This window comes from Clostridium sp. YIM B02555 (assembly GCF_022320955.1).
Classification (GTDB): Bacteria; Bacillota; Clostridia; order Clostridiales; family Clostridiaceae; genus Clostridium; species Clostridium saccharoperbutylacetonicum.
Map to the genome: position 1 here is coordinate 38485 of NZ_JAKJJY010000012.1, position 24346 is coordinate 62830.

28 protein-coding genes are annotated in these 24346 nt (G+C 28.3%); 7 read left to right on the plus strand and 21 right to left on the minus strand.

The genetic code is table 11. The annotated features are described in order from the left end of the window. Positions 1-214: 214 nt before the first annotated feature. The 3 genes from L3B98_RS16645 to L3B98_RS16655 all read right to left on the minus strand — a co-directional run bounded on the left by L3B98_RS16645 (position 215) and on the right by L3B98_RS16655 (position 1541). Positions 215-424 carry an SHOCT domain-containing protein gene (locus tag L3B98_RS16645; protein ID WP_238917573.1) on the minus strand — a complete coding sequence of 70 codons (210 nt, stop codon included), beginning with the start codon at positions 422-424 and terminating at the stop codon, positions 215-217. Positions 425-492: 68 nt separating this feature from the next. Continuing rightward, positions 493-936, minus strand: coding sequence for a hypothetical protein (locus L3B98_RS16650; protein ID WP_238917574.1), 444 nt, complete (start codon positions 934-936; stop codon positions 493-495). 182 nt (positions 937-1118) lie between these two features. Continuing rightward, the gene (locus tag L3B98_RS16655; protein WP_238917575.1) at positions 1119-1541 is read right to left on the minus strand and encodes a flavodoxin; all 423 of its coding nucleotides are present in this window, start codon (positions 1539-1541) and stop codon (positions 1119-1121) included. Positions 1542-1906: 365 nt separating this feature from the next. Here L3B98_RS16655 and L3B98_RS16660 point away from each other — a divergent pair, with 365 nt between their 5' ends. Both L3B98_RS16660 and L3B98_RS16665 read left to right on the plus strand, forming a co-directional pair. Then, positions 1907-2323 (plus strand): YkvA family protein, encoded by a 417-nt coding sequence (locus tag L3B98_RS16660; protein ID WP_238917576.1) that lies wholly within the window; start codon positions 1907-1909, stop codon positions 2321-2323. Positions 2324-2573: 250 nt separating this feature from the next. Next, positions 2574-4169, plus strand: a complete 1596-nt coding sequence (locus tag L3B98_RS16665; RefSeq protein WP_238917577.1) for a hypothetical protein — start codon at positions 2574-2576, stop codon at positions 4167-4169. A gap of 205 nt (positions 4170-4374) precedes the next feature. Here L3B98_RS16665 and L3B98_RS16670 read toward each other — a convergent pair whose 3' ends face one another. The 9 genes from L3B98_RS16670 to L3B98_RS16710 form a co-directional block, all read right to left on the minus strand. Beyond that, positions 4375-4866: a YcxB family protein gene (locus L3B98_RS16670; RefSeq protein WP_238917578.1), complete on the minus strand. Its 492-nt coding sequence runs from the start codon at positions 4864-4866 to the stop codon at positions 4375-4377. Between the two features lie 35 nt (positions 4867-4901). Continuing rightward, a complete protein-coding gene (locus tag L3B98_RS16675; RefSeq protein WP_238917579.1) occupies positions 4902-5144 on the minus strand; it encodes a hypothetical protein in 243 nt (80 codons plus the stop codon). A 35-nt stretch (positions 5145-5179) separates the two neighbouring features. Continuing rightward, positions 5180-5812 (minus strand): DUF3885 domain-containing protein, encoded by a 633-nt coding sequence (locus L3B98_RS16680; RefSeq protein ID WP_238917580.1) that lies wholly within the window; start codon positions 5810-5812, stop codon positions 5180-5182. 27 nt (positions 5813-5839) lie between these two features. Continuing rightward, positions 5840-6400 (minus strand): DUF1697 domain-containing protein, encoded by a 561-nt coding sequence (locus L3B98_RS16685; protein WP_238917581.1) that lies wholly within the window; start codon positions 6398-6400, stop codon positions 5840-5842. A gap of 23 nt (positions 6401-6423) precedes the next feature. After that, the gene (locus L3B98_RS16690; protein WP_077364376.1) at positions 6424-6972 is read right to left on the minus strand and encodes an RNA 2'-phosphotransferase; all 549 of its coding nucleotides are present in this window, start codon (positions 6970-6972) and stop codon (positions 6424-6426) included. Positions 6973-7207: 235 nt separating this feature from the next. Then, positions 7208-8254 carry an amidohydrolase family protein gene (locus L3B98_RS16695; RefSeq protein WP_077364378.1) on the minus strand — a complete coding sequence of 349 codons (1047 nt, stop codon included), beginning with the start codon at positions 8252-8254 and terminating at the stop codon, positions 7208-7210. 41 nt (positions 8255-8295) lie between these two features. Beyond that, positions 8296-11388 carry an efflux RND transporter permease subunit gene (locus L3B98_RS16700; protein WP_077364380.1) on the minus strand — a complete coding sequence of 1031 codons (3093 nt, stop codon included), beginning with the start codon at positions 11386-11388 and terminating at the stop codon, positions 8296-8298. A gap of 13 nt (positions 11389-11401) precedes the next feature. Further along, positions 11402-12613 carry an efflux RND transporter periplasmic adaptor subunit gene (locus L3B98_RS16705; RefSeq protein ID WP_238917582.1) on the minus strand — a complete coding sequence of 404 codons (1212 nt, stop codon included), beginning with the start codon at positions 12611-12613 and terminating at the stop codon, positions 11402-11404. A 91-nt stretch (positions 12614-12704) separates the two neighbouring features. Beyond that, positions 12705-14063 (minus strand): TolC family protein, encoded by a 1359-nt coding sequence (locus tag L3B98_RS16710; RefSeq protein ID WP_238917583.1) that lies wholly within the window; start codon positions 14061-14063, stop codon positions 12705-12707. Positions 14064-14253: 190 nt separating this feature from the next. Between L3B98_RS16710 and L3B98_RS16715 the strand changes: the two genes are divergently transcribed. Then, positions 14254-14835, plus strand: a complete 582-nt coding sequence (locus L3B98_RS16715) for a TetR/AcrR family transcriptional regulator C-terminal domain-containing protein (protein ID WP_077364386.1) — start codon at positions 14254-14256, stop codon at positions 14833-14835. A 184-nt stretch (positions 14836-15019) separates the two neighbouring features. On the opposite strand, the gene L3B98_RS16720 is transcribed toward L3B98_RS16715, so the two are convergent. The 5 genes from L3B98_RS16720 to L3B98_RS16740 form a co-directional block, all read right to left on the minus strand. Continuing rightward, complete coding sequence (locus L3B98_RS16720; RefSeq protein ID WP_238917584.1) at positions 15020-15229, minus strand: DUF5652 family protein; 210 nt, start codon at positions 15227-15229, stop codon at positions 15020-15022. A gap of 69 nt (positions 15230-15298) precedes the next feature. Continuing rightward, on the minus strand, positions 15299-15724 hold the full coding sequence (locus L3B98_RS16725) for a GNAT family N-acetyltransferase (RefSeq protein WP_238917585.1): 426 nt from the start codon (positions 15722-15724) through the stop codon (positions 15299-15301). 168 nt (positions 15725-15892) lie between these two features. Next, complete coding sequence (locus L3B98_RS16730) at positions 15893-16048, minus strand: zinc-ribbon domain-containing protein (protein ID WP_238917586.1); 156 nt, start codon at positions 16046-16048, stop codon at positions 15893-15895. 110 nt (positions 16049-16158) lie between these two features. After that, positions 16159-16314 (minus strand): zinc-ribbon domain-containing protein, encoded by a 156-nt coding sequence (locus L3B98_RS16735; protein ID WP_009169078.1) that lies wholly within the window; start codon positions 16312-16314, stop codon positions 16159-16161. A gap of 164 nt (positions 16315-16478) precedes the next feature. Then, on the minus strand, positions 16479-17012 hold the full coding sequence (locus L3B98_RS16740; RefSeq protein ID WP_238917587.1) for a nitroreductase family protein: 534 nt from the start codon (positions 17010-17012) through the stop codon (positions 16479-16481). 307 nt (positions 17013-17319) lie between these two features. Here L3B98_RS16740 and L3B98_RS16745 point away from each other — a divergent pair, with 307 nt between their 5' ends. Next, positions 17320-17748: an N-acetyltransferase gene (locus L3B98_RS16745; RefSeq protein WP_238917588.1), complete on the plus strand. Its 429-nt coding sequence runs from the start codon at positions 17320-17322 to the stop codon at positions 17746-17748. Positions 17749-18459: 711 nt separating this feature from the next. After that, complete coding sequence (rodA, locus tag L3B98_RS16750) at positions 18460-19575, plus strand: rod shape-determining protein RodA (protein WP_238917589.1); 1116 nt, start codon at positions 18460-18462, stop codon at positions 19573-19575. Positions 19576-19643: 68 nt separating this feature from the next. Here the strand turns inward: rodA and L3B98_RS16755 are convergent, their stop codons facing one another. Next, on the minus strand, positions 19644-20186 hold the full coding sequence (locus L3B98_RS16755) for a DUF4865 family protein (RefSeq protein WP_238917590.1): 543 nt from the start codon (positions 20184-20186) through the stop codon (positions 19644-19646). A 170-nt stretch (positions 20187-20356) separates the two neighbouring features. Here L3B98_RS16755 and L3B98_RS16760 point away from each other — a divergent pair, with 170 nt between their 5' ends. Continuing rightward, the gene (locus tag L3B98_RS16760; RefSeq protein ID WP_238917591.1) at positions 20357-21214 is read left to right on the plus strand and encodes a LysR family transcriptional regulator; all 858 of its coding nucleotides are present in this window, start codon (positions 20357-20359) and stop codon (positions 21212-21214) included. 100 nt (positions 21215-21314) lie between these two features. On the opposite strand, the gene def is transcribed toward L3B98_RS16760, so the two are convergent. Together def and L3B98_RS16770 are read right to left on the minus strand one after the other, a co-directional pair. Then, complete coding sequence (gene def / locus L3B98_RS16765) at positions 21315-21770, minus strand: peptide deformylase (protein WP_238917592.1); 456 nt, start codon at positions 21768-21770, stop codon at positions 21315-21317. Further along, positions 21771-22007 (minus strand): helix-turn-helix transcriptional regulator, encoded by a 237-nt coding sequence (locus tag L3B98_RS16770; RefSeq protein WP_015393867.1) that lies wholly within the window; start codon positions 22005-22007, stop codon positions 21771-21773. A 197-nt stretch (positions 22008-22204) separates the two neighbouring features. Between L3B98_RS16770 and L3B98_RS16775 the strand changes: the two genes are divergently transcribed. After that, complete coding sequence (locus tag L3B98_RS16775; RefSeq protein WP_238917593.1) at positions 22205-23677, plus strand: methyl-accepting chemotaxis protein; 1473 nt, start codon at positions 22205-22207, stop codon at positions 23675-23677. A gap of 160 nt (positions 23678-23837) precedes the next feature. Here the strand turns inward: L3B98_RS16775 and L3B98_RS16780 are convergent, their stop codons facing one another. Beyond that, positions 23838-24317, minus strand: coding sequence for an NUDIX domain-containing protein (locus L3B98_RS16780; RefSeq protein ID WP_238917594.1), 480 nt, complete (start codon positions 24315-24317; stop codon positions 23838-23840). Between the last annotated feature and the right edge of the window lie 29 nt (positions 24318-24346).

Here is a 24346-nt window from a genome sequence, read left to right on the forward strand (position 1 = left end):
TCATATTTTATTACCAACTCATATATATTTCAATTATCAATGTTCAATAAATGTTGATTTCCTTTGGAAATCCTTATGTATCGAATAATTCTTTTTGCAACATATATATTTAACATTTTAGCATAAACTTATGAATTTTATATGTAGATAATAAACAAAAAGCCATGTAAAAGAAGATGCATTTATCATCTTTTACATGACTGAAACTTAAATATCACTTATAGTTCAATGTACTTTTTATCCTACTATATTCATCTTCACTTATTTCTCCACGTGCAAATCTTTCATTCAATATATTTAAGGAATTATCACTACTCTTATTAATATTAAAGTTTTTGCTTTTTTCTTGATTAAAAACTAAATATATAACAGCAGCAATTAAAATTATTGGTATAATCATCATTCCAGACCAGCCTCCCATCATATAGAATCATCCTCTCGTTCTTACATTATTATTTTTTGTTTCCTTTACTCCTATCAAATTTAATAATATTATTTTCCCATCATCCTTTGATGAAATTTCTCCATATTTTCTCTTCCTACAGATTGCATCATATTTGCCATAGACTCATATCCATTATTTTTCATTACCTCAATCATCTTGTTATAGTCATCATTACTTAAATTAGCCCTCAACTTTTGCATAGCATTGAAATCTCTATTTTCCATAGCCTTTGCTTCATCAGTAAAACCGTTTTTCTTCATTAGTTCAATCATTTTATTGAAGCTATCCTCTGATTGTTCTCCCGCACCCATCCTGCTCATCATTGTTCCTCTATAATTTGATGCTGATTTAGCCTCACCATTTTTCGCATTCATCATTTGTCCATTTAGTTTATTAAACCCTATATTATTGTTATCTGCTGCATATGCTAGTGACAAGCCACTTACAGTTAATATACCTGCTAATGCTAAAACCATAACTTTCTTTTTCATTGTATATCCCTCCTTTAATTTTCTTCTTGTTTATATATTTATTTTAATACTCAATTATGGAGGAATTATGAAGATAGCATTATTTTAAAATTAACTATTTCACGCCTCGTAAAGGCGCTATATAAAATTAAAAACCATGCATTAATAAGAATATTTAAAGCTCCTTATTTGCAAGGTTTTTATTATTTTGATTTTGCTATTAATTTTCCAAAATCTATACATCTTTCTTCATTTTCACCTTCTGGGGATTCCTGTACCGTCAAACCTTCACTTATTAATATACCTCCATAGGATTCCATTCTCTTTTCCCATTCTTTCATCCATTCACCATTTCCCCATCCCCATGAACCAAATAATGCAACTTTTTCCCCTTGTATCTGGCCTTCTAAAGATTTAACAAACGGCTCCATTTCACTTTCATCTAATTCCTCGGCCCCATATGCTGAACATCCTAAAATAATAATCTCCTCATCCTTAACATCCTCAGAAGACACTGATGAAACTTCCATTAATTCAACCTTTTTACCTTCTGACTCTATTCCTTGTAATATTAAATTTGCCATTTTTTCTGTATTTCCAGTTTGACTAAAATATATAATCTTCATATCTTTCCCTCCCGACCATTCTTATATTTTTGAAGTTTTTTTATTTTTCCTTTGACCTTATTATAGCTTTATTAGCTATAATAATATGTGATTGAAATCAAACATCAAAAAATCTTTTCATTAACAAAAAAATAACTAGATTTCTAGCTGCTTTTTTCACTAATATTTCATATTTTAATAATATAATTCTTTGTATTATGTAATGAGTTTATAATTAGTTAATTTACAAAATATTTCTGTTAACTTATAATTAGCATTGAATTAAAATGTTCTGAAGCTATCTGAATAAGCTGCAAAAGAAAAACTTACTTTCAATATAAGTTTGTGAATATTATTAAAAAATAATTGATCTAAAGGGAGCTTTAATGGGTAATAAATTAATAAAAAAATTCAAAATTCCATTTTCAATAATTAGACAAAAAGCTAGGAAAATAAAAAATGAAGTTGGGGCTTTATATTTTGCTTGTAAGCACCCTGATGTACCATTTTATGCAAAATTAGTTGCAATCATAACCGTAGGATATGCCTTAAGCCCTATAGATTTAATACCTGATTTTATACCTATTTTAGGATATCTTGATGATTTAGTTTTAGTTCCACTCGGAATAACCTTAGCCATAAAACTAATTCCAATAGATATTATGAATGAATGTAGAAATCAAGCAGCAAATAATTTTACAAAAGGCAAAAACAAAAATTGGTTTGCTGGAGGCATTATAATATGTATTTGGATTATAATAATTTGCTATGTTCTCATAAAGGTTAGTACTATTTATCTTTAACCTTATTATTCTTCGATTTATTTTATTCTAAAGTACTATTATTTTATAAAAATATATAACTTTTAACAAAATATAACATCATTTTTAATTTTTTCTTGATTGAAAATTTTATTATTGATATAATAAGACTACGTTTTTTAAAATAGAATAACTTTACAGCAACTGAATATATATCTAAAAGTAAAATCATGAACATTTAGATACAATTACAGAAATATTAAACTATTTTTAACGTTACGGAGGTCATAAAATGGTATATATAGCTATTCTTCTAGTTGTATTAAAAGCTCATCCAGTACTTAGTATTTTGGGGTGTATTCTTTTTGGCATCATTAGCCAAATTGCATTTCCAAACAAAGTTAAATTCAATTTATTAAAATTTTCTACAGTTTTATTTGTGATTATTATTGCTAATATTTTTGCAGGACATTTTTTAACAAATATAATTATCGACAATTTTGGCGAGAAAGGTGAAGCTATGATAGTAGATAATTTACCAACATCAGATCAATACAATAACGAAACGGTTTATCGCTATAATGTTATGATTAAACCTACTAATGATAACAATGTTATTTCAACTTATTTTTTATCATCAGATTTTAATATAGTTCATAACGATTCATTAAATAAATACAGCTATCCTTCAACTGGGGTTAAATTTAATGTGAAATATATACAAGCTTATCCAAAAGCTTTTGTTATTATAGCCAATGATGATAGTGATTATGCCAAACAACTTCAAATTAGTAAGTATTCCTCAGAAAAAGCTAAAATAGAGAATCAATTAAAAATGGACCCTGATAACGCCGATCTTAAAGAAAAGCTTGAGGAATTGAACAAGAAAGTTCAAGCTATTACTGTTAATAATGATGGCAATGCTAGTGAAGCTACAAAGAAACTTCAACTTAACGAGTATTCAACGGAAATATCTAATATAGAAGAACAATTAAAAATGGATCCTGAAAACTCTTCTCTTAAAAAGAAACTTGAAGAATTAAAATTAAAAATTCTTTCTATTAACAACAGTAACTTCTCTGGGGAATTAGTAACAATTTTCGGTGGAAAAGGTACAGATTCTGGAAAATTAAATGATGCAAGATATATTACAATAGACTCTGATAATAATGTTTGGATTGCTGATTATATTGATGGACGAATTCAACAATTTAGTAATTCTGGTGAATTCCTTAAGATGATTCAAATAAAAGCAGATAAACATGATTCCAAGTTAATTAAGGGACTAGCTGCAGATATGAATGGAAATTTATACGTCTCTACTGGCAGCACAATTCAGAAATATAAAACAGCTGATGGTAGTTTATCTGCAACTTTTAATGAAAAAGATTATTATGGCTCCTTAGCAGTTGATAAAAATAATAACCTATATTTACTGACTTCCTCTGCAACAGAAAATACTTTGTATAAACTAAACTCTGATGGAACTATATTAGCTAGTTTTAATAATATTATAAAAAAAGCTAACAAAGAAGATCCAGGAATGAATGCTGATTTTGCATTGGATAGTTCTTGTAATGTTTATATTTTTAGTGAATATACTAAAAAAATATATGTATATAATTCCAATGGAGAATTCATTAAATTTTTAGATTTAGAGTTAAATAGTAAAACTATAGATATTGAAACAATTTCTATAGACAATAATGATAATTTATATATCAAAAGCTTTACTGGTAATTATAAATTTGACCTTAATGGCAATTTGCTTAATGTTTTGCCTAATAAAAATTATTATAGTACTGCTGTAGATTCAAACGGTAATATTTATATGCCAGAAAATGACCATGTTTTTGAATATACTCTAAATAATTCTACACAAAAATAGATCTATATAGCTGAAATATATTTTATTTTCCAAATATTTTGCTTAATTTTATTATATTTTTCCCATGATTATATGATGTATATAGATCTTTTAAAAGTAGACTTGCTCCAATTAACACAAGTACTGTATCAAGAATGCAAATTCTTGATACTTCCCCACGTACTCACCCCTATTTCAAAATATATATTATTTACCTATCTATAATTCACTTTTTCCTCAATATATATCTATCTATTAAGTTTTTAAATTTTAATTCATCACTCTTTGACAAAAATGCTCGTTTAGGAATTATAGAAAAACCATCTCTACTATAAACTAATATATACAGTTTTTCTGTTTCAATAACTTTATTGTAAATTGACCATTCAAGTCTTGATTCTACGCTTGCTGTCTTAAATCTAATTTCCTCATCATCGAATTCTAACAAATATTCCTCTTTATATTTAGGTTCTCTTCTATATCGAATACTTGGCAATACATAGTAACCAATTATTCTAATTATTATTCCTATAATACCTGCAATGATTAAGATTGCCCCAGCCAATGAAAAACCAGATACATTAAAGAGAATACTCCCCATAATTAATGCTATAATCTCAATTACTAAATCAATATTTGATCTATTTGTCCCATAATAATATACTCTATATGCTTCAATATAATCTAACTCAGAGTTAACAAACCTTACTGTAACCATTTATTTAATACTCCTTCAATATGCTTTTAGTCCTATTATATGTCCAAGTTCATACTTTTCCCATTTTTGTAATTTTTCCATTCATGCCTTGCAATTAAAAAACCTAATATTAATGAACATATTCCTAATAATATCATTCCAACGGAAACACCATTAGATCCGAAATACTGATAAGTAAGCCCTGTTTTTTCAGTATCTGACGGCTCTCTCCCATATTTAAATATGCCCTCGATAGCAGATCCTAATCCAACTAAAATTATAAAAATTGCTCTCGTCATATTGCCAAACTCCTTTTTATTCTCTTTATAGTTAATTAATGTCCAAATATTTTATTTATCTTTTCTCTATCATAATCTAATATCCATTTATTATAATTCTTATACAACAAAGAAATGGTTTCTTTCTTTTCAGAAACTATATCTAATCCTCTATCATCATAATAATGAAATAATACATTTAAATTAGTATCAAATAGAAATACAGCAGATACAAGGTCTGAAAATCCTCCAAGATCAGCTTTACTTATCTCTTCTAGAAGTTTATTTATATTTATAATATTTCTTCTTAGATCCCAATAGTATGATATTTTTTCTATTTCTTCATTTTCATCCAAATAAATCATCTCAGAATATTCTTCATGTGGTAAAGGTAATTCTGTTATTTCCATAAAATTTTGAAGAAAATCCTTACCATAATTATTATACTCATTCGGATATATATTCCAGAGAATAGTATCAAATTTACATGGAATGTTCTGATATAATTTCAAAACCTTTTTATAAGTTTCCTGTAAATATTTAGGATTGAATTCACCATCACAATACACTTCCCCAAAAGGCTCACTTATTTCAAAACGTATTCCTATAGGAGAGTTATAAAAAATAGGATTTTCAAATTTTTTCATTCCTATTTTTTTAACTGATGAAGCTACACGTTCTTTAATCAAACTCATTACACTCCTAACTGATATAATTTATTCTTCCATATCTTTTGCCAATAAATTAAGTTTACTTAAAGTTTTCCAATTACGCACAGTTGTTGCTACATCAAGTTTATAAAGATTATTGGCAAGCTTTGAATTTCGAATGCTATTCTTAAATAAAAGATACATATTTCTCCCTACAATATAATATTTATCACTTTCACTTTTATATCTGTCTATGTACTCAAGTTTTTCTTTCAAAGGATTATGTTTCAATAATGCAACATATAAACTTTCAACCTCAGATAATCTCTCTGCTTCTGTTATTTCCTCTTTTGAGAATGGGCAATCCAATAGAAGCTGTTCTAATTCATTAGATGTCCTCAAAATAACTTCTACAGATATTCCAAAGACGGTTTCAATCTCTTGTTCAATTTTATTGCAGAGTGCCTCCTCTGATTCATTTGATTTGAACAGAACATTTCCACTTTGAATATATGTTTTTACATCGCTAACTCCAATAGATTCAAAGGTTCGTTTCAAATCTGCCATCTTTATTACATTTTTTCCTCCTACATTAATCCCCCTTAACAAGGCTATATAAACAATCATATTATAAACTCTCCTTTATATATCTATAATTCTTCACTTAAATATTTTATTGGCACATAATCAGTTAACCACACTTTATTTTCAGATAAATAGAATTTGTACCCATCCTTATACATTTGATCACTATCAATTCTAAAAATAACTAATTCGCCATGTCTCTTACCTACTTTTGTTGCTGTTTCAACACCTGATGATAAATGAACATATTGTCTATTTTGCTTCTTTATGCCTTCTTTACATATACTTTCGCTAAACCTTGTTGCTGTTCCATGATACAATACCTTTGGTGGCTCTATAGGTTGTAATTCAAGATTCACAGCAATTGAATGTCCTTGATTTGCTTTAATTTTACTTTTATCCTCATTAAAGGAATACCTTTGTTTATTATCTTCAGCTACAATTCTTTCAATATCTGAAATTGTTACTTTATATCCTTTTAAATTCAATCCTTTAATTAAATCTGATGTCTTAATATATCCATATTCATCTAATTTCAATCCAATTTCTTCTGGTTTATGTCTTAATATAAGACTTATAAATTTACTAATACTCATATCTTCTTTTCTTATCATTATTTTAATCCCCTTTTATCTATCTAGTCTTGCTGTACAAAATAATATTCTACCTATAAATAAATATTTCTTCATATTATTGATTATACTTTCTTTAATTATAACTATATTTTACCATAATTAATGCAATTTTTAATTCCAGCTATAAAAAAATTACAATTCTCTAAATAATAAAAAACATAGATGGTTTTACTTTAATATAATCCACCTATGTTTTTACTGTTTATTTTAACACTTATGAAAAATTAATATTTGAATTTTCTACTAATCTCGGAAACAACTTCAAAGCATTTTTATAATAAATATCTTGACGTAATTCATCAGTAAGTATATAAGTTTTATCTAATTCTTCTGCAAGCATAATACATCCAACTTCTAGAGTATATGGATAATCACTTCCATAGAACAAATGACTATGATCTGCAATTTCTAAGAGAGTTTCTAATTGCCTTGGAATACACATTCCTGCAATATCATAATACAATTTTTTTAATTCTCCATATACATCTATCTTTTCTTTACCCTCTAATAAGTAAGCCTTTTTAAAAAAGGCATCAAGTCTATCACAAAGTATTGGTAAAAATGCACCTGCATGAGGAATAACAAACTTAATATTGTTAAAACGTCTTATAGTTCCCTTTGATATCATATTTGTTACAGTACGCGTTGTATCAAATAAAAATTCCATTGCTGGTATAGGCAATTCTTCATTTACATTTTGAGGAACAGAGCTAGGTTTATTGGGATGAAGAATAACTACTGCCTTACGATTATTTAGTTCCTCTAATATAGGATCCAAACATGGATCTCCTAAATATACACCTTGCGTATTTGTTGGAAATGCAACACCATCTGCTTTTAGTACATCAAATGCATAGTTGATTTCTTCTATACTATCTTTTACATTAGGTAGAGGAAGAGATGCTATAAGTCCAAATTTATTAGGATACTTTTCTACAGCTTCGGCTCCTTCCTCATTAGCTTGCCTTGCAACTCTTTTAGCAACTTCTGGATCTCCAAAATTTAAATGAGGAGAAGATAAGCTTAACATTGTTGTAGTAATACCTAAATATTCCATCATTTTTAAATGACTTTCAACATCCCATTCTGGTATTGGGAAGCCATCTGGCTCCCCTTCTACTTCAAATTCTAGTAGTCTCCTATATGCTCTAGGAATATAATGAACATGCATATCTATTTTTTGAAGTTTATTTCCTTTATAATTTTTCATCATATTATCAATTTTATATCCTAATATCATGTCTTTAATTATATTCGCCATAATTCTTTTCCTTTCACATTGTTAAATTAAAATATTAAATACTACTTTTTCCAGAACATCAATGCTTTAAAATTTATTTTATCAAACTTTGATTTAATATCTATTGGTTTTTCTTCTAACTTTGTGTTAACAAGTGAATATACCACTGGAACAACTACAAATGTAAGGAAAGTTGCTGATCCAAGTCCAAATATTATGGTTACAGACATAGGCCCAAATAATGCACTGTGAGAAAATGCAAGAGGGATAAGCCCTGTAATTGTTGCTGTTGAACTTAATATTATAGGTCTAAATCTTTGACTTACAGCATGCAAACATGCTTCATCTATTGAAAGTCCTTCATTTCTTCCTTCAATTATATATTCCACAAGCAAAATACCGTTTCTTATAACTACTCCAATTAAACTTATTATTCCCATTACAGCAGTTAAAGATAGTTGCATATTAAATATTCGAAGCCCTACTGTCACTCCTATTAACGATAGTGGAAGTGCACACATTATTATAAGTGGCTGCAAGAAAGATTTAAATTGAACAAATAAAATCACATAAATTATCAGTATACACATAGCTGCAGCTATACCAAGACTTGTGAAGTTTTTGTCTATTTGATATTTCTCACCATCATAAATAACATTTATACCATCTATATCCATCTTATTTACTTCCGGACTTAATGCATTTTCTACGTCAACAGCATTATATCCAGTTTTTATATCGCTATATACTGTTACAGTTTTATCTTTCTTATAATGTTTTATTTGGTCTATTTGTGAATCAAGACTTATAGTTGCTACTTCTGATAACAATACCTTGTTTTTTGCAAGGCTGGATTTCACTTGTAAATTTTTCAAATCTTCAACTGATGCTGCATTACTTTTAACTAGTATATCGTAATCACTTCCATTTTTTCTGTATACAGAAGCCCCATATCCTCTTATAGCAATGCTTATCTGCTTTTCTATATCAGATTTTAATAAACCATGCTGTACTGCCTTAGTACTATCTATATTTACTTTATATTGATAAGTCTTTTTCGCTGCATCATCTCTTACATTTGTAGTTCCTGGAATACCCTTTAATTTTTCTTGTATTTGATCTGAAGTTGCGTAAAGCTTATCTAAATCATCTCCTGTAAGTCTTATACGAACAGGTGCACCAGTTGGCATTGCTTGTTCTAATAGTTTTACTGTTGCAGTGCCTCCAGATATTTTACTGTCTATTTCACTTTGTAGATACTCAGCTAATTCTTGTCTTGTCTTGAACTTTTTGGTTTTATTTAAGTCTATATTCATCATAATTTGAGCTTTATCTTTTGCTGGTGCAAGAGGAGGTATAGTAATATAAAATTTAGGCACAGCACCACCTATGGCTGAAGTATAACTTGTAATATCTTCATCTGATTTTACTATATCCTCAACTTGTTTTACTAACTCACTTGTGCTGTCGATATTATCTACTTTTTCATTAGCAATGTCTATATAAAGAATGTCTTTATCTGCATAAGGAAAGAACTTCGTTCCTATTGAATTTAGCAAACCTATGGATACGGCAAACAAACATAAACATATTGTAATAATCTTTATTTTATTCTTAAGTCCGTAAGTTAAAAGTTTATGGAAAAACCTTTTGATTTTACTTTCCTTCTCAACTGCTTTACTTTTCTTAAAAAATATAGATGCCATAGCGGGAGTTACAAACAGTGCTGATAAGTAAGAACATGCAATACATATCATTACTACCTGAGGCAAAGTTCTTAAGAATTCTCCTGCTCCTCCAGGTATATTTAAAAGCGGTGCAAAAGCACCAATAATAATCAATGTAGATGTAAATACAGGCACAAATAATTTTTTAATACCATGAAAAGCGGCTTCATCTCCAGACATGCCTTCATCAATACCCACCTGCACAACATCGCCTATTACAATCGCATCATCTACTAATATTCCAAGAGCTATAATAAGTGCTGTGGTAGACATTTCCTGGACTTTAATACCAAGGAGATTCATAGCAATAAATGACATTGCTATAGATATAGGAATTACTGCTGATACTACCATCGCATTTCTAAATCCCATTCCTATTAGAACAGTTATAACTACAAGAATTACACCATCCCTGAGGTTCTCCATAAAGAAAGAAACTGATTCATCTACAGCCTTAGGCTGAAAAGTAACTTGCTCTATTTTCAAATCTGGTGGCAATTGTTTTTTTATCTCATCTAATTTTTTTGTAATGTCCTTACCTATTAAAACTATATTTTTATTATCTTGAAAGTAACCGGCAATTAATACGGAATTTTCTCCATTAGAAGTAAATTTATAATTTGAATCATCATCATATCCCATATAAACCTTAGCTATATCTTTAATCCTAATAGTTTGTCCAGTGTCAGTTGAAACATTTACCACTGTATCTTCTATATCCTTAAGAGATGTAAAGCTTCCAGGTGTCTGAACCTTTATTTTTCCAGTTTTTAAATCTAAATTTCCAGAAGGAATATCAATATTTTGAGCTTTTAATGCTCCACATATGTCTTCAAAAGAAATTGGATATTTATTTATCTTATTTAAATCCACTTCCACTTTTACCTGATTATCTTGTTTACCCTTTATATCAAATCTTGAAATACCACTAACATTGCTTAGCTGTTTCTTTATATCATCTGCATAATTTCCCAATTGTTCATAGGAATAATTATCGCCAGACACACTTAGAATCATACCAGCAGTTTCTGTAAGATTCGTATTTATATCACTATCTTGACATCCATCTGGGAGATCTGCTTTTAAATCTTTTACCTTATCTCTCATATCACGCCAAGCTTTCTCTTTATCACAATCATTAGTTAAGAAAACAACAACTATTGAAGCATTATTTACAGAGTAAGACTCACAATAATCATAACCATCTATCTCTTCAACTTTTTCTTCAACTTTTTTTGAAACTAAACTTTCTATATCACTAGGAGAACCTCCTGGATAAACTGTTGTAATCATTGCTGCTGGAGATGAAACATCTGGCATTTCCTGCTTAGGAACAATATAATAGCAATAACATCCACTTAAAATAGCTATAGTTATTAAAAATAATACTATTTTTTTATTTTTTATAGCCGCTTTAATCAATCCCATAATTCATCCCCCTTTACTCTGCTGAAACCTGATATCCAGCTTTTATATTTTTCATCCCTTCAGTTACGAGATTATCTCCAACCTTTAATCCATCTACACATACTTCATTTTCATTTGTATCTCCTAAAGTTACATTTTTTCTAACAGCACGTCCATCTTCCACAACATATACATAATCTTGTCCATCATTCAAAATACTGGTTATTGGAATCCATATCCCACTCTTTTCTCCATTTTCAATATATACCTTCACTGATTGACCTATATAGTATTTATTATTATCAATTGGATTTGAAATTTTAATTTCTGCACTGTAAGTTCCACTTTGTCTATCAGGTGCTTGAACCATATTTATAACTTCTCCATCAGCAGTAGCATTATCTATTTTAACCTCTGCTTTTGTTCCAACCTGTATCTTCTTAACATCATCGTCTGATAAACCTGCAGTAACAACTTGATCTTCACTTCTAATTAATACTACTGGATATCCAGCTTGTTGTAGTTCACCTTCCTTACAAAGAACATCTACTACATATCCATCCTCATCTGCTGTAAGTGATGCATCTTGAACCAAATTAACCTTTGAATCATAATTAGCCTTTGCAGCATTAACACCTGCCAATGCTGCTTGTTTATCCTCTTCTCTTGCTCCATTTTTAACTTGATTTAATGTTTCCTTAGCTGCATTTAACTGACTTTCACTACCGTCTAATTTTATCTTAATATCATTAACCTGCTGCTGTGTAGCCGCTTTTATTTGATATAAGTTAACAGTTTTATCATATAAGTCCTTGCAGTAATTATATTCATCCTGAGCATTTTTCACTGCTATTTCAGCCTTATTTATATCTTCAGCTTGAGCTCCATTTAACGCTTTATCGTATTGAGCCTGTGCTGCATCCATTTGGGCCTTTGCTGCATTTTCTGCTAAATTCAAATCACTCTTATCTAAATCAACAAGACTGTCTCCTTTTTTTACATGTTGTCCTTTTATAACATATATTTTTGAAATTTTAGCTGGACTTTTAAAAGAAAGCTTTCTTACTTCACTCCCACCAGTTATACCTTGATATTCCAAATTGACTGGGTGACTTTGATTTTGAAGCTCTGCAGTTTTTACTGGATATGTTTTTGCATCAGTTTTTGCATCAGTTTTCCCACTACATCCACTTAGTATTGTAAAATTAAAAAGTACCAAACAAATAGCTATTATCTTTTTATTCATATATCCTCCTTATATTAACCACATCATATGTACAAAATAATATTATTAAGTTTATTTCCACACATAATTTTTGCTTATTCAAAAAAATTTATTAGTTACCTAGTATCCATGGTGTTTGAATACTATCTCTTAAGTTATTATGAGCATAAACAAGTTTTCTTAAGGCAGTATCTAATTCTTCACTAGCTACAACTTGTTTATCATAATCATTTTGAAGCATTAATCCCATATCTACTTGTGCTTTTGCAAATCCAAGCTTTGTATTTGTTGAATTAACCTGCTCTTTTAAATTATCTATTTTATTTTCTATATCAAGTAATGTTGAATAATTTTGTTTTAATATATTTTTTAGATTCTTTTTCGTATCGTCTAACTTAACTTTTGCTTCATCATATTGATATTTTCCATCTAAATAACCTTCATAAGACTTGAGAGCATTATAGTATTTTAATTGATCTTTAGCATAAAGTAAGGAATCACACGCAAATTGTCCATAATTAAAATTAATATTCCCAGCCGCATCTCGTGAAAGATACTTTGTATCAGTCTGATTAGGCGCTGCTGCTGTTACTGCATCTTTATCAACATTTTCTTTTATTCCATCATCCTTTAAATTTTTAATATAGTCTTTAGTTAAATCTAATATTTTATTATCATATTCAAAATAAGCGCTAAGTTTAGAATCCACATAATCATCAACTGAATCATATATTTTGAATTTTGTATAATCAAGATCGTAATCAAGAGTATAATCATTTTTTAAATCTAAATCAGTTAGTACTTTAAAATAATCTTTTGCATCACTTAAGGAATTTTCCTTTGCTGTTATATCATCTTGTAATGATTTTAATTCAACTTCAGCATCAGTAACTTGATTTTCAGTTGCCATTCCTAAAGAAAGTTTTTCTTTTAAATAAACTAACTCATTCTTCTTCAGTTCCAAGTTTCTCTTAGCTTTATCTATGTCAATTTGCTTCAACAGCATATCATTATATTTATTTGTAATATCACTGGATATTTGATCCATCATGAAGTCCCTTGATTGTTTTGTCTGCTTTTCTTGCAATTCAAGTTTATCGTAAGGATAATCATATACATCACTAGAGTAATTATCTCCTGCTATTGATTTATTAAAATCAGTGCTTTTCTCTTGAAGATCTTCTTTATTTCGATAATATGTTATTTGTGTTGCCTTTAATGCAAATTTATCACTATTACTTATTGCTGCATTTATTGCATCAGGTAGTTTTAGAATTTTCTTATTTGCATCACCATGTATCCCTTGACTAATAGTTATGTTTTCTCCACCACTAGTATAATTTTTCATTTGTTTTGAGATATTTTTACTATCGGTAGATGTAGATTCAGCTGCAAATGCTGGTACAATACTGCTATTCATAATACTTACTACAATTCCAACAGCAATCAGATTTTTTAAATGTCGTCTCATTAATATCCACCTCTTCATTATTAAAATACTAAAAAAATGTTTTTTAATCTACACATGTATAAAAACTTTACAATTGTATAATAAATACTATATACTGTTATAAGAAGGTTATCAAGAAACAATAACTTTAATCTATACAGTTAGTCTACAGTCTTTAGTGATGTGTAGATTATTTCATAGGAGGGACTTTATGAATGATAATAAAACTCTTGATTTAAGAATTCGAAGAACACATAAACTATTATCTGAAGCCTTAATATCTTTACTTTCCGAACAAAGCTTTGACAATATTAACATTTCTGATATCTGTGATAAAGCTATGATTCACCGAACCACCTTTTATAAGCATTTTGAAGATAAATATCATCTACTTGACTCTTTGATTAGTGAATTGGTTGAAAACTTAGAAAAGAATAGTGCAGAGCAAACTCCAATTAACAATCCAAGGCAATACTATGTAAATTTATTTAAGCTTCTCTTAGAACATATGCAAGAGAATGTAAAGATGTATTCTGTTGGATTACTAAATAATGGTTTTGCAATGAAAGTACTTCAAAAATCAGTAGGCGAACGTACAAAAGCAAAATTGGTAAGTAATGAAGCTACTGGCGTAGTATTTTCAATTCCCACACCAATTCTTTCAGAATTTTATTCCTCCGCAATGGTTAGTTTAGCTATTTGGTGGCTTGAAAATAATATGCCTCTCAGCATTGAAGAAATGGTAAAATATGGCGATATGATGATTAATAGACTAGACATACACGAAGAATAGATTGAATTATTTACATATAAAACATAAAAAGATATTAATAAACTTAAGTCGAATACATTCTATGCTTGATATAAAACATCTTTATGCTGTTCTATATCTCACATATTGCATATTACTTGAAGTATATTAATATCTTTATTTATTGTCTTTCATCAACAATTCTTTATTTTTTTAAATTATTATATTATAAATTTTCATGTTTCTTTCTAAAGAAACTTAGATATATTATTTCTAGAATTCCAAGAGTATTAACAATTAATAAGACCATATACCATATTAATTGTTTATTGCGGGCAGAGTGCCAAAGAGCTATTCCTTTCCAAATAATTGACCAACATATTAATAACAAAAGCATTAGTTTATTTGAAGTTATAATTTGAATTATATTGTTCATTTTCATTACTCCAATCATAATTACTTATTTATTAATATGTCATTTATGCAATTAATTATTCATTTATAGTTAATTACCTAAATTAAGTTCGTTAGGAATTACAACCCACCCTATAGAATTGAAATTTGCATCCATTTCATGATTGTTACTTTTAGTAAATATAAAGCCTGTATTTATTCCTACTTCTTTTAACTTTGACAAAGAACGATCCAACATCCTTTTTTCAATTTCATTAACTCTATATTCATTATATATTGCAATATGATATATATATCCTCTAACGCCATCACTTCCACATAATAGAGCCCCTATTACTTTTCCATCCTTTGTACAAGCTACAGAACTAGAGTCTGGATTTTTCTTCAAATATATTATTAAATCACTTTTTGTAACAGAACTCTCTAAAAATGTTGTACCAAAAATATCATTCCACAATTTAAGTACTTGATCTATATCTGACTCTTTCATAGCTTTAACTACTATTGTATTATCCAATTACACCACCTACCCTGATTTAATTCTTTAGTAATTTATATTATAATATTACCACTGTATTGTTTTATTAGATACTCAATTTGATATATATTTTAGTTAATTTCTATTTAAAATTATTCAACAAAAAAGAGTTACAAGAAAATCTCGTAACCCTAAAAATAATATAAACTATCTTCTATTATTTTGTTGTTTTCTAGCTCTTCTACAATCTTGACATCTTACAGGTTCGTTATCGAATCCTTTTTCTTTGTAGAATTCTTGTTCTCCAGTTGTGAAAACAAATTCATTTCCACAATCTTTACATACTAAAGTTTTATCTTCCATGTTAAATTCCTCCTTTTAAATTAAAGATTAATATCGACTCATATAATTCTCTAAAAGGAGAAATGCATAATATCTATAAAAAACCTTTTTTCTTACAAGAATAATATAAACTATCTTCTATTATTTTGTTGTTTTCTAGCTCTTCTACAATCTGGACATCTTACAGGTTCGTTATCGAATCCTTTTTCCTTGTAGAATTCTTGTTCTCCAGTTGTGAAAACAAATTCATTTCCACAATCTTTACATACTAAAGTTTTATCTTCCATGTTAAATTCCTCCTTTTAAATTAAAGATTAATATCGACTCATATAATTCTCTAAAAGGAGAAATGCATAATATCTATAAAAAACCTTTTTTCTTACAAGGATTATTATAACAGCATTTTTTTTAAAAAGCAATACTTTATTTTTATTTTTATAAACACATATATTCACCAACATTCATAATGAATCATATCTTCAAGCTTTTTTCTTGGACGAGCTTTAGGCTTTTCATTTGGGTAACCAACTGTTATAACACCAACTACATACTTATCAGTAGGGATATTTAAGACTGGTCTAATTTCTTCTTGTGTAAATTCTGCGACCCAGCAAACTCCCAATCCCAAATTATTAGCTTCTAATAACATATAACCCACTGAAATTGATGTATCTCTAATTATTCTTTTTAGTTCATCCTGTGGGCTATTATCATCTAAATAAACTTCTTCTTTTGTCCTACAACGTATATCTGCAACACATACAATGAATACTGGAGCTGTTAACATCCACTTTTGATTATGAGAAGCCTCTACAACTTTTTGTCTCATTTTTTCAGATTTTACTATTATATAATTCCATGGCTGAGTATTATTACCCGATGGCGCAAGTCTAGCACTTTCAAGTAATTCTTTTATTTGATTGTCCTCCACTGGTTTATCACTATACTTTCTAATACTCCTACGCATTTCAATTTCTTTAATCATCTATTTCATACCTCACTTCACGATATTTATTATTTACATAATTTATTTTCAAGCTAAATTCACTACATTATTCTCCATATGAATCACCTATTGCTATATTTAATTTCGAGTATTTATATAATTAAAGCTAATATTTCTAATCAATTATAACATAAATTGTAAGCATTTCATTATTCAGTTCTTGAATAATGCAACATTCATAAAATATGTTATAATTAAGGAGTAAATTACAGTTAGAAGAAAGGGTGAACTTGATGAGTGGATTCGACTCTAATTTTTAGTAATTAAAAAAATTGAGGAGAATAGTATGATTAAAAATTTTAATTTAAGTAAATTAGACTCAGTAATGAAAATTTGGCTTGACACTAATATAGATGCCCATAATTTTATAAAGAATGAATACTGGATTAATAATTATAATTTAGTTAAAGAAATGCTACCTTTAGCTGATATTTATATATTTGAAGAAAATAATATTATAAAAGGATTTATAGGAGTTATGGAAGAAAATTATATAGCTGGCCTTTTTGTAAAAAATGAATATCAAAGAGAAGGCATAGGTAAAAAGTTACTAGATTATTGTAAATCCAAATATTTAGTTCTTAAATTAGATGTGTTTATTAAAAACAAAAATGCAGTGAATTTTTATTATAAAAATGGTTTTAAAGTTTTAGATGAACATTTTAGTGAAGAAACAAAAGAGATTGAATACACTATGATATTTAACAAGAACTAACTGAATCCATATAGATATCCAAAGCAAGAATTAGACTTATACGAAACTTACCGAAATCCAATACATTTGTCTTCTACAGGACTAGTGAAATTTTCGCTGGAAGGTTCTAAATATGGGCTTGTCGTCATTCCAGCGTGTTCTAGATGTAAAATCCCCAAGGAGAAAGTTCATGTTTCCAAATATAAAATTTGGACATTCACTTTTTGACAAGCTGAAATGAAACAAGCCCCCATTAAGAACCTTCATCAGCTCAATTTCACATGCCTGCTCCAGAAAAATGTATCGTATTTCTAGTGTAGGGTTACGATTATAATTTCTCAAGAGTGTATGCATATTCCATTTATAAGTTTGATTATTAAATTGGATATCTATAACAAAATAGATGCTTAATAAGACACCGAATTTCGCAAAAGAAATTCGGTGTTTTTTGCATACTAATTTACTAGACTGTATCAATATTTATTTAATAAATCTTGCCATATCTGAAGTATCTCGCAGATAGTCCATCTAATGTTTTATCTTACCTAAGTCATCAATAAATATAAAACAACAACCTATATCTAAATATTTCTAAATTATTAAGAAACACTCTTAATTTTACATATATATTAAATTAAAATTAAGATTTATTGTTAATAATTGTTTATTTTTATAAACTAATACATAATTAATCTAGATATTAGTATTACATTTTTTAACAAGGAGATTCAAATGAATAAGTTTTTAATTAACAAAAAACTTTTAAAACAATTAGATATAACCATGCTCGTAACAGCTATTCTCATTACTATTTTTGGAATCATAAATATTTATAGTGTAACATATTCAGTTTCTGGTACACATTATGGTGAGCTTCAAATATTTTGGTTAATTCTTGGACTAGTAGTAGTATATTTCATTCTAATATTTGACTATAATACTCTAGGAAAATATTCAAGCATAATTTATTGGTCCGGGATAGCTCTGCTATTATATAACGATGTTACTAGCAAAGCAGTAAAAGGTGCTTCATCATGGATAAGAATTGGAAATAGAGCAATAGAACCAGGTGAATTTGTAAAATTTGGACTAATTTTAATATTAGCAAAAAAATTAGATGACATGGAGGGAAATATAAATAAACCTAAAAACTTTGTTATTTTATCTTTCTATGCTTTTATTCCGATGTTTTTAATACTTATTCAACCAAATTTAGGGATGACTCTTATTTGCTTTTTTATTACACTAGGAATATATTTTATTTCTGATTTAGATCTAAAAATTCTTGCTATTGGTTTTGCAGCTGTAATTCCACTAAGTCTTATAATATGGTTTAGTAATATCTTAAAAGCATATCAAAAGCAAAGAATACTTGTATTTTTAAATCCAGAATCCTATCAACAAGATTCAGGTTTTCAATTGATGCAATCCATAATTGGCATAGGTTCTGGTGGATTATTGGGTGCTGGCTTTCTAAAGGGAGTTCGTGCTTCTAGTGGCTTTATCCCCGAGGTTCATACTGACTTTATATTTGCTGTAGTTGGAGAAGAATGGGGGCTAATAGGTGCTATTTTTCTAATAGCCTTATACAGTATATTAATTTATAAAATGATTAAATTAGCAAAAGAAGCTAAAGATATTCTTGGTCGTCTTATTTGTGTTGGTACAGCTTCTGGTTTCCTATTTTCAATATTTCAAAATATTGGTATGACTATTGGAATTATGCCTGTTGCAGGTATTACACTTCCATTTATGAGTTATGGTGGAAGTTCAATCCTTGTAAATTTTATGTCTCTAGGTCTAGTATTGAATGTTAGTATGAGAAAAAACAAACTCAGTTTTTATTAAATAAAATATTAATATATGCACAGATAAGTTGCGCAATCTTTAACCAACAAGTATCAATATTTATTTAGTCATTCTTGTGATATGTGTAGTATATCATAAATAGTTCCATCTAGTGCTTTTATCTTACTTAAATCGTCAATAAAGAAAAATACATGGTATTTCCACTTATCAGGATTATAAATAACCACAAATTCTGTTTCCTCAATGTTTGGTATATGCTCCATTATTTTATCTTTAAAATTATTAAGACTTTCTTGTGGCTTTATTTCTCTAATTATTTCAAATAAATATTTACAATCTTTAATTCTAAATGTTGTAGTATCAATTAATGGTATTCCTACATTTACTTTCTGCCATCCAAATGAAGATATTATTTTATCATAAAAACCACTAAACAAAAACTTATTTAATCCATTACTATCTTTCCATATATATAAAGGACAGTAGCTATTTTGCAAATTATTATTTTTTCCTTTTTCTGTTGTTAGATAAAGTTTAAATTTTAAATCCTCAAAACCATCTGTTTTATACCCATTATTTTTCACTCTATCCCTTATTATTCTCATATTATAATCACTAGGTAATCCAATCTTATATTGAGTTGCTATCATTGGATTTCAGCCTCCTTTTTACTCTCTATTTTATTCTCAATTCATTTATTTTTCTTTACAATTACAGTTTAACTCCCCATATAAAAATTGTATAATACTTATAAATAATCTTTAATATCACTAATAATGATAGCAAATATAAATTAATTATAATGAAAGGTTTCTGTATTATGGAAATTAATGATTTAAGAATATTTCAGACAGTTGCTTATGAGAAATCCATATCAAAAGCTGCTTTAAAACTTGGTTATGCTCAATCAAATATTACTATGAGAATTAAATTGCTTGAAAATAACTTGAACACTACTTTGTTCATTAGAAATAATAAAGGTACTATAATTACATCTAATGGAGAGAAACTGCTTAAATATGCAGATAAAATTCTAGAATTAATAGATGAAGTTAATGAAGAATTTATTCCTACTAAAATTATTTCTAATATAAAAATAGGCGCTACTCAGACTATTTCTGCATCTATATTACCTAAAATCTTTTCTTTATTTTATGAGAAAAATCCAGAAATTTCTCTAACTTTGAAAACAGAAACTCAAAAAAATCTAGTTGATATGATCCAAAAAGCTGAGTTAGATGGAGCTTTTTTATCTGGTGAAATCTCACCATCCAAAGTAAAAAAAATTTTTACTTTCAAAGAAAAGCTTGCACTAGTATCTTCTGTACCCATTACTAATGTAAATCATTTAACGTCTCCAATAATAATAAATTCAGATAAAAATTGCCCTTATCGCAAGCTCCTACAAAAATGGTTACTTTATAATAATTCTAAACCAGCCCATATTATTGAATTTGATTCATTAGAATCTATTCTTAGAGGTATAACTGACGGACTTGGCATATCTCTTTTACCTAAAAGTATTTTGCCTAACAATAATAAATTCTTTATTTATGATTTGAAAGATGAATTTTCTGAATTAGAAGTTAAATTTATAGCCAATAAAAATTCACAAATAAATCCTTTACTTAATGACTTTATCAATCTAGTAAATAGTTATATTTCTAACTCTTATTGATTATTTTAATATAAATTATTAAGATTAAAAGTATTTTTAACTCACATAATAAAAAAGGAGCCCCTCTTCTGCCTAGTTCTGGGGCTCCTCATTATAATAATTAAAATTTTAAATATTCAGTAACAAAATCTGTAAAAAGAATACCATCTAAATGATCTATTTCATGGCAAAAACATTTTGCTAAATCTCCTGTACCAGTTAATGTTATTTCTTCACCTTTTTCATTAAGCGCCTGTACTTTTACTGTTTTTGGTCTTAATAATTTTCCAAATACATTAGGATTACTCAAACATCCCTCAATAACTTCTTGACTCCCTTCCTTACTAATTATCTTGGGATTAACTAATTTTATTAGTCCTTCTCCCATATCTATAACAACTAATCTTTTTAGTATACCTATTTGTGGTGCTGCTAATCCCCCACCATTTTCTTCATTATACATAGTTTCAGCCATATCATTTAGAAGCTGTCTTATCTTTTCATCTACCACCTCAACTTCTCTGCTTTTCTTTCTTAATACTTCATCACCAAAAAGTCTAATTTGCCTTAATGCCATTTATATTGCCCTCCTGCTTAACTCTGCTCTTGATTTTCTTTCACTTTGTTCAAAAAGAAACACCTCTTCTATTGAGCAGTGAAACACTCGTGAAATGTCGTAAGCTAACCATATAGATGGTTCATATTTTTCTGTTTCAATAGAATTTATTGCTTGTCTCGATACTCCTACAAGTTCTCCCAACTGTTCCTGTGTTAATCCAACAGCTTCACGATATTCTTTTAATTTATTTTTCATTAACAATCACTCCTGTAATGTTTACATTACACAAATTATATTCAACTTAAATTTTAATGTCAAGTTAACATTACATTTAACATGTTTTTATCTTACATCAATTTAACAATTTATACTCCTCCATAGCTGTGTGTAAACGTAAAATTATGATAAAATAGTATATATATACATTATAAAAATAGGGAGGGGAAAATAATATGTTACTTAGAAAAGCACCATGTCATGAAGCAGAATGTATTATTAAAAATGTTGAAGATAGATTAAGTGGTAAGGATAGTGATAAACCAATAATAGATTATCCAATTCATAAGACTATTTTTTCTCATTTTGATAGACTTTTAGATGGAGAGAAGAAAATGTCAGTTAGTGCTAAGAAAATGTTAGAACATACTTCTTCACTAAGCGACTTTGACGTCAAAACAAGCTACTCTTCTAATAAGTTAATTGACTTTGCAAAAGATATGTCTATTGTGAGTGAATCTAATCTTGCAGTAGTTGAAGAAATCACAGCAAATATGAATCAAGTTAATAATTCTATCAATATTACATCAGATACAATGAATCAGTTATCAGAATCTTCAAAGGCTTTAGTCGAAAAAAATGATGAAGGTATGCATGAACTAAAGGAAATTAAAATCTTAAAAGAAAATGTTGTTGAAGATATGAATAATTTAAGTGAACAGATTAAAAATTTAGTTCAAATGGTAGCAAAAGTTAATGAAATAGTTGATGGTGTAGAAGAAATAGCAGAACAAACAAACCTCCTAGCTTTAAATGCATCAATTGAAGCTGCACGTGCTGGAGAAGCTGGAAAGGGTTTTGCTGTTGTTGCTGAGGAAATTGGAAAACTTGCAGATAATACAAAAACAAATTTAAGCGATATGAGAATTTTTGTTAACAATATACACGTTGCAGCTACAAATGGTAGAGATAGTATGGAGCATACAATTACTTCTACTATGAACATGAATTCAAAATTAGATGGAATTAATGATACCATTATTGAAAATGTATCACTATTAAAAGAAACAATTAATGATGTTCATCAGTTGTCAGAATCTATGGAAGAAATACGAGAGGCAACTAAACAAATAAATGTTGCAATGGACTCTTCAGCTAAAGATGCAGAAAGATTAAATTATATGACACAAGAAATTCATACTGATGCCGTTGAAAGTGCTGAAAATGCTAAACAAATATCAATGATTGATACTGAACTAAGCGAAATAGTTAAAGAAATGATATCCTCCTTAAACTGTGGAATAAATGCGCTCTCAAACAATGAACTTGTAAATGCTTTAGTAAAAGCAAAAGAAGCTCATAACAAATGGATGGGGAATTTAGGAAAAATCTTAGCCGAGATGAAAATTTATCCAATACAAACAAATTCAAAAAAATGTGCTTTTGGCCATTTCTATAATTCTATTAATATTTCTCACCCAGATGTTGCACCATATTGGGTGGCTATTGATAATATACATCATGAATTACATAACACTGGGACTAAAGTTATTGATGCTATAAAAAGACATGACAAAGAACATGCTACTGACTTATATTCTCAAGCTGAAAAATTATCAAAAGAAATTTTTACGTACATAGATACTATTATCGAAGAAATTCAAAAGAAATCTAAATTAGGAATAGAAATATTAAAAGAGGCAAAATAAACATAGATTTACACTCAAACCATTCTCTAACTTATATGTATCTAATCATAAATATTTATTCTAATATAAACGCAGCATTATATAGTATAGCTGTATAATGCTACTTTTATTTATATTGAAAAAGTTTAAGTTATCTTCAATTTTATAATATTCTAATTTTTTAATACTCATAAGTAACGATATGTTCTATTTCACTTTTAATATTTTTTAATTTTTCTCTAAAAAACACAGGATATGCTCTATAATTCTCCAAATCTTTGATAGGTAGCCAGTACATATTTTCTTTAACACCTTGAGTATAGCTATCACTATTTAATTCACGTGTTCCTCTTGATTTCATAAGGTAATAGAAAGCTATCTCATGACACGTTTTTCCTGATAAGCTACCATCACCAATAAAGAAATTTTCATGGATGAAAGCTAATCTTTCAATTTCATATTGAATCCCAGTCTCTTCAAACACTTCTCGCTTTACAGCTTCTTCTGCAGATTCTCCTATATGAACTCCGCCACCAATAGAATAATAATAGCTCTCTCTTTCATTACCCGCAAATAAAACATACCCATTTTCAATTATTATTGCTGCAGCACGATATCGAAACCATTTATTTTCTCTTGTAAAACAACAATCATATTCCATACTTTTAATACCTCTATTAATTTTAATTC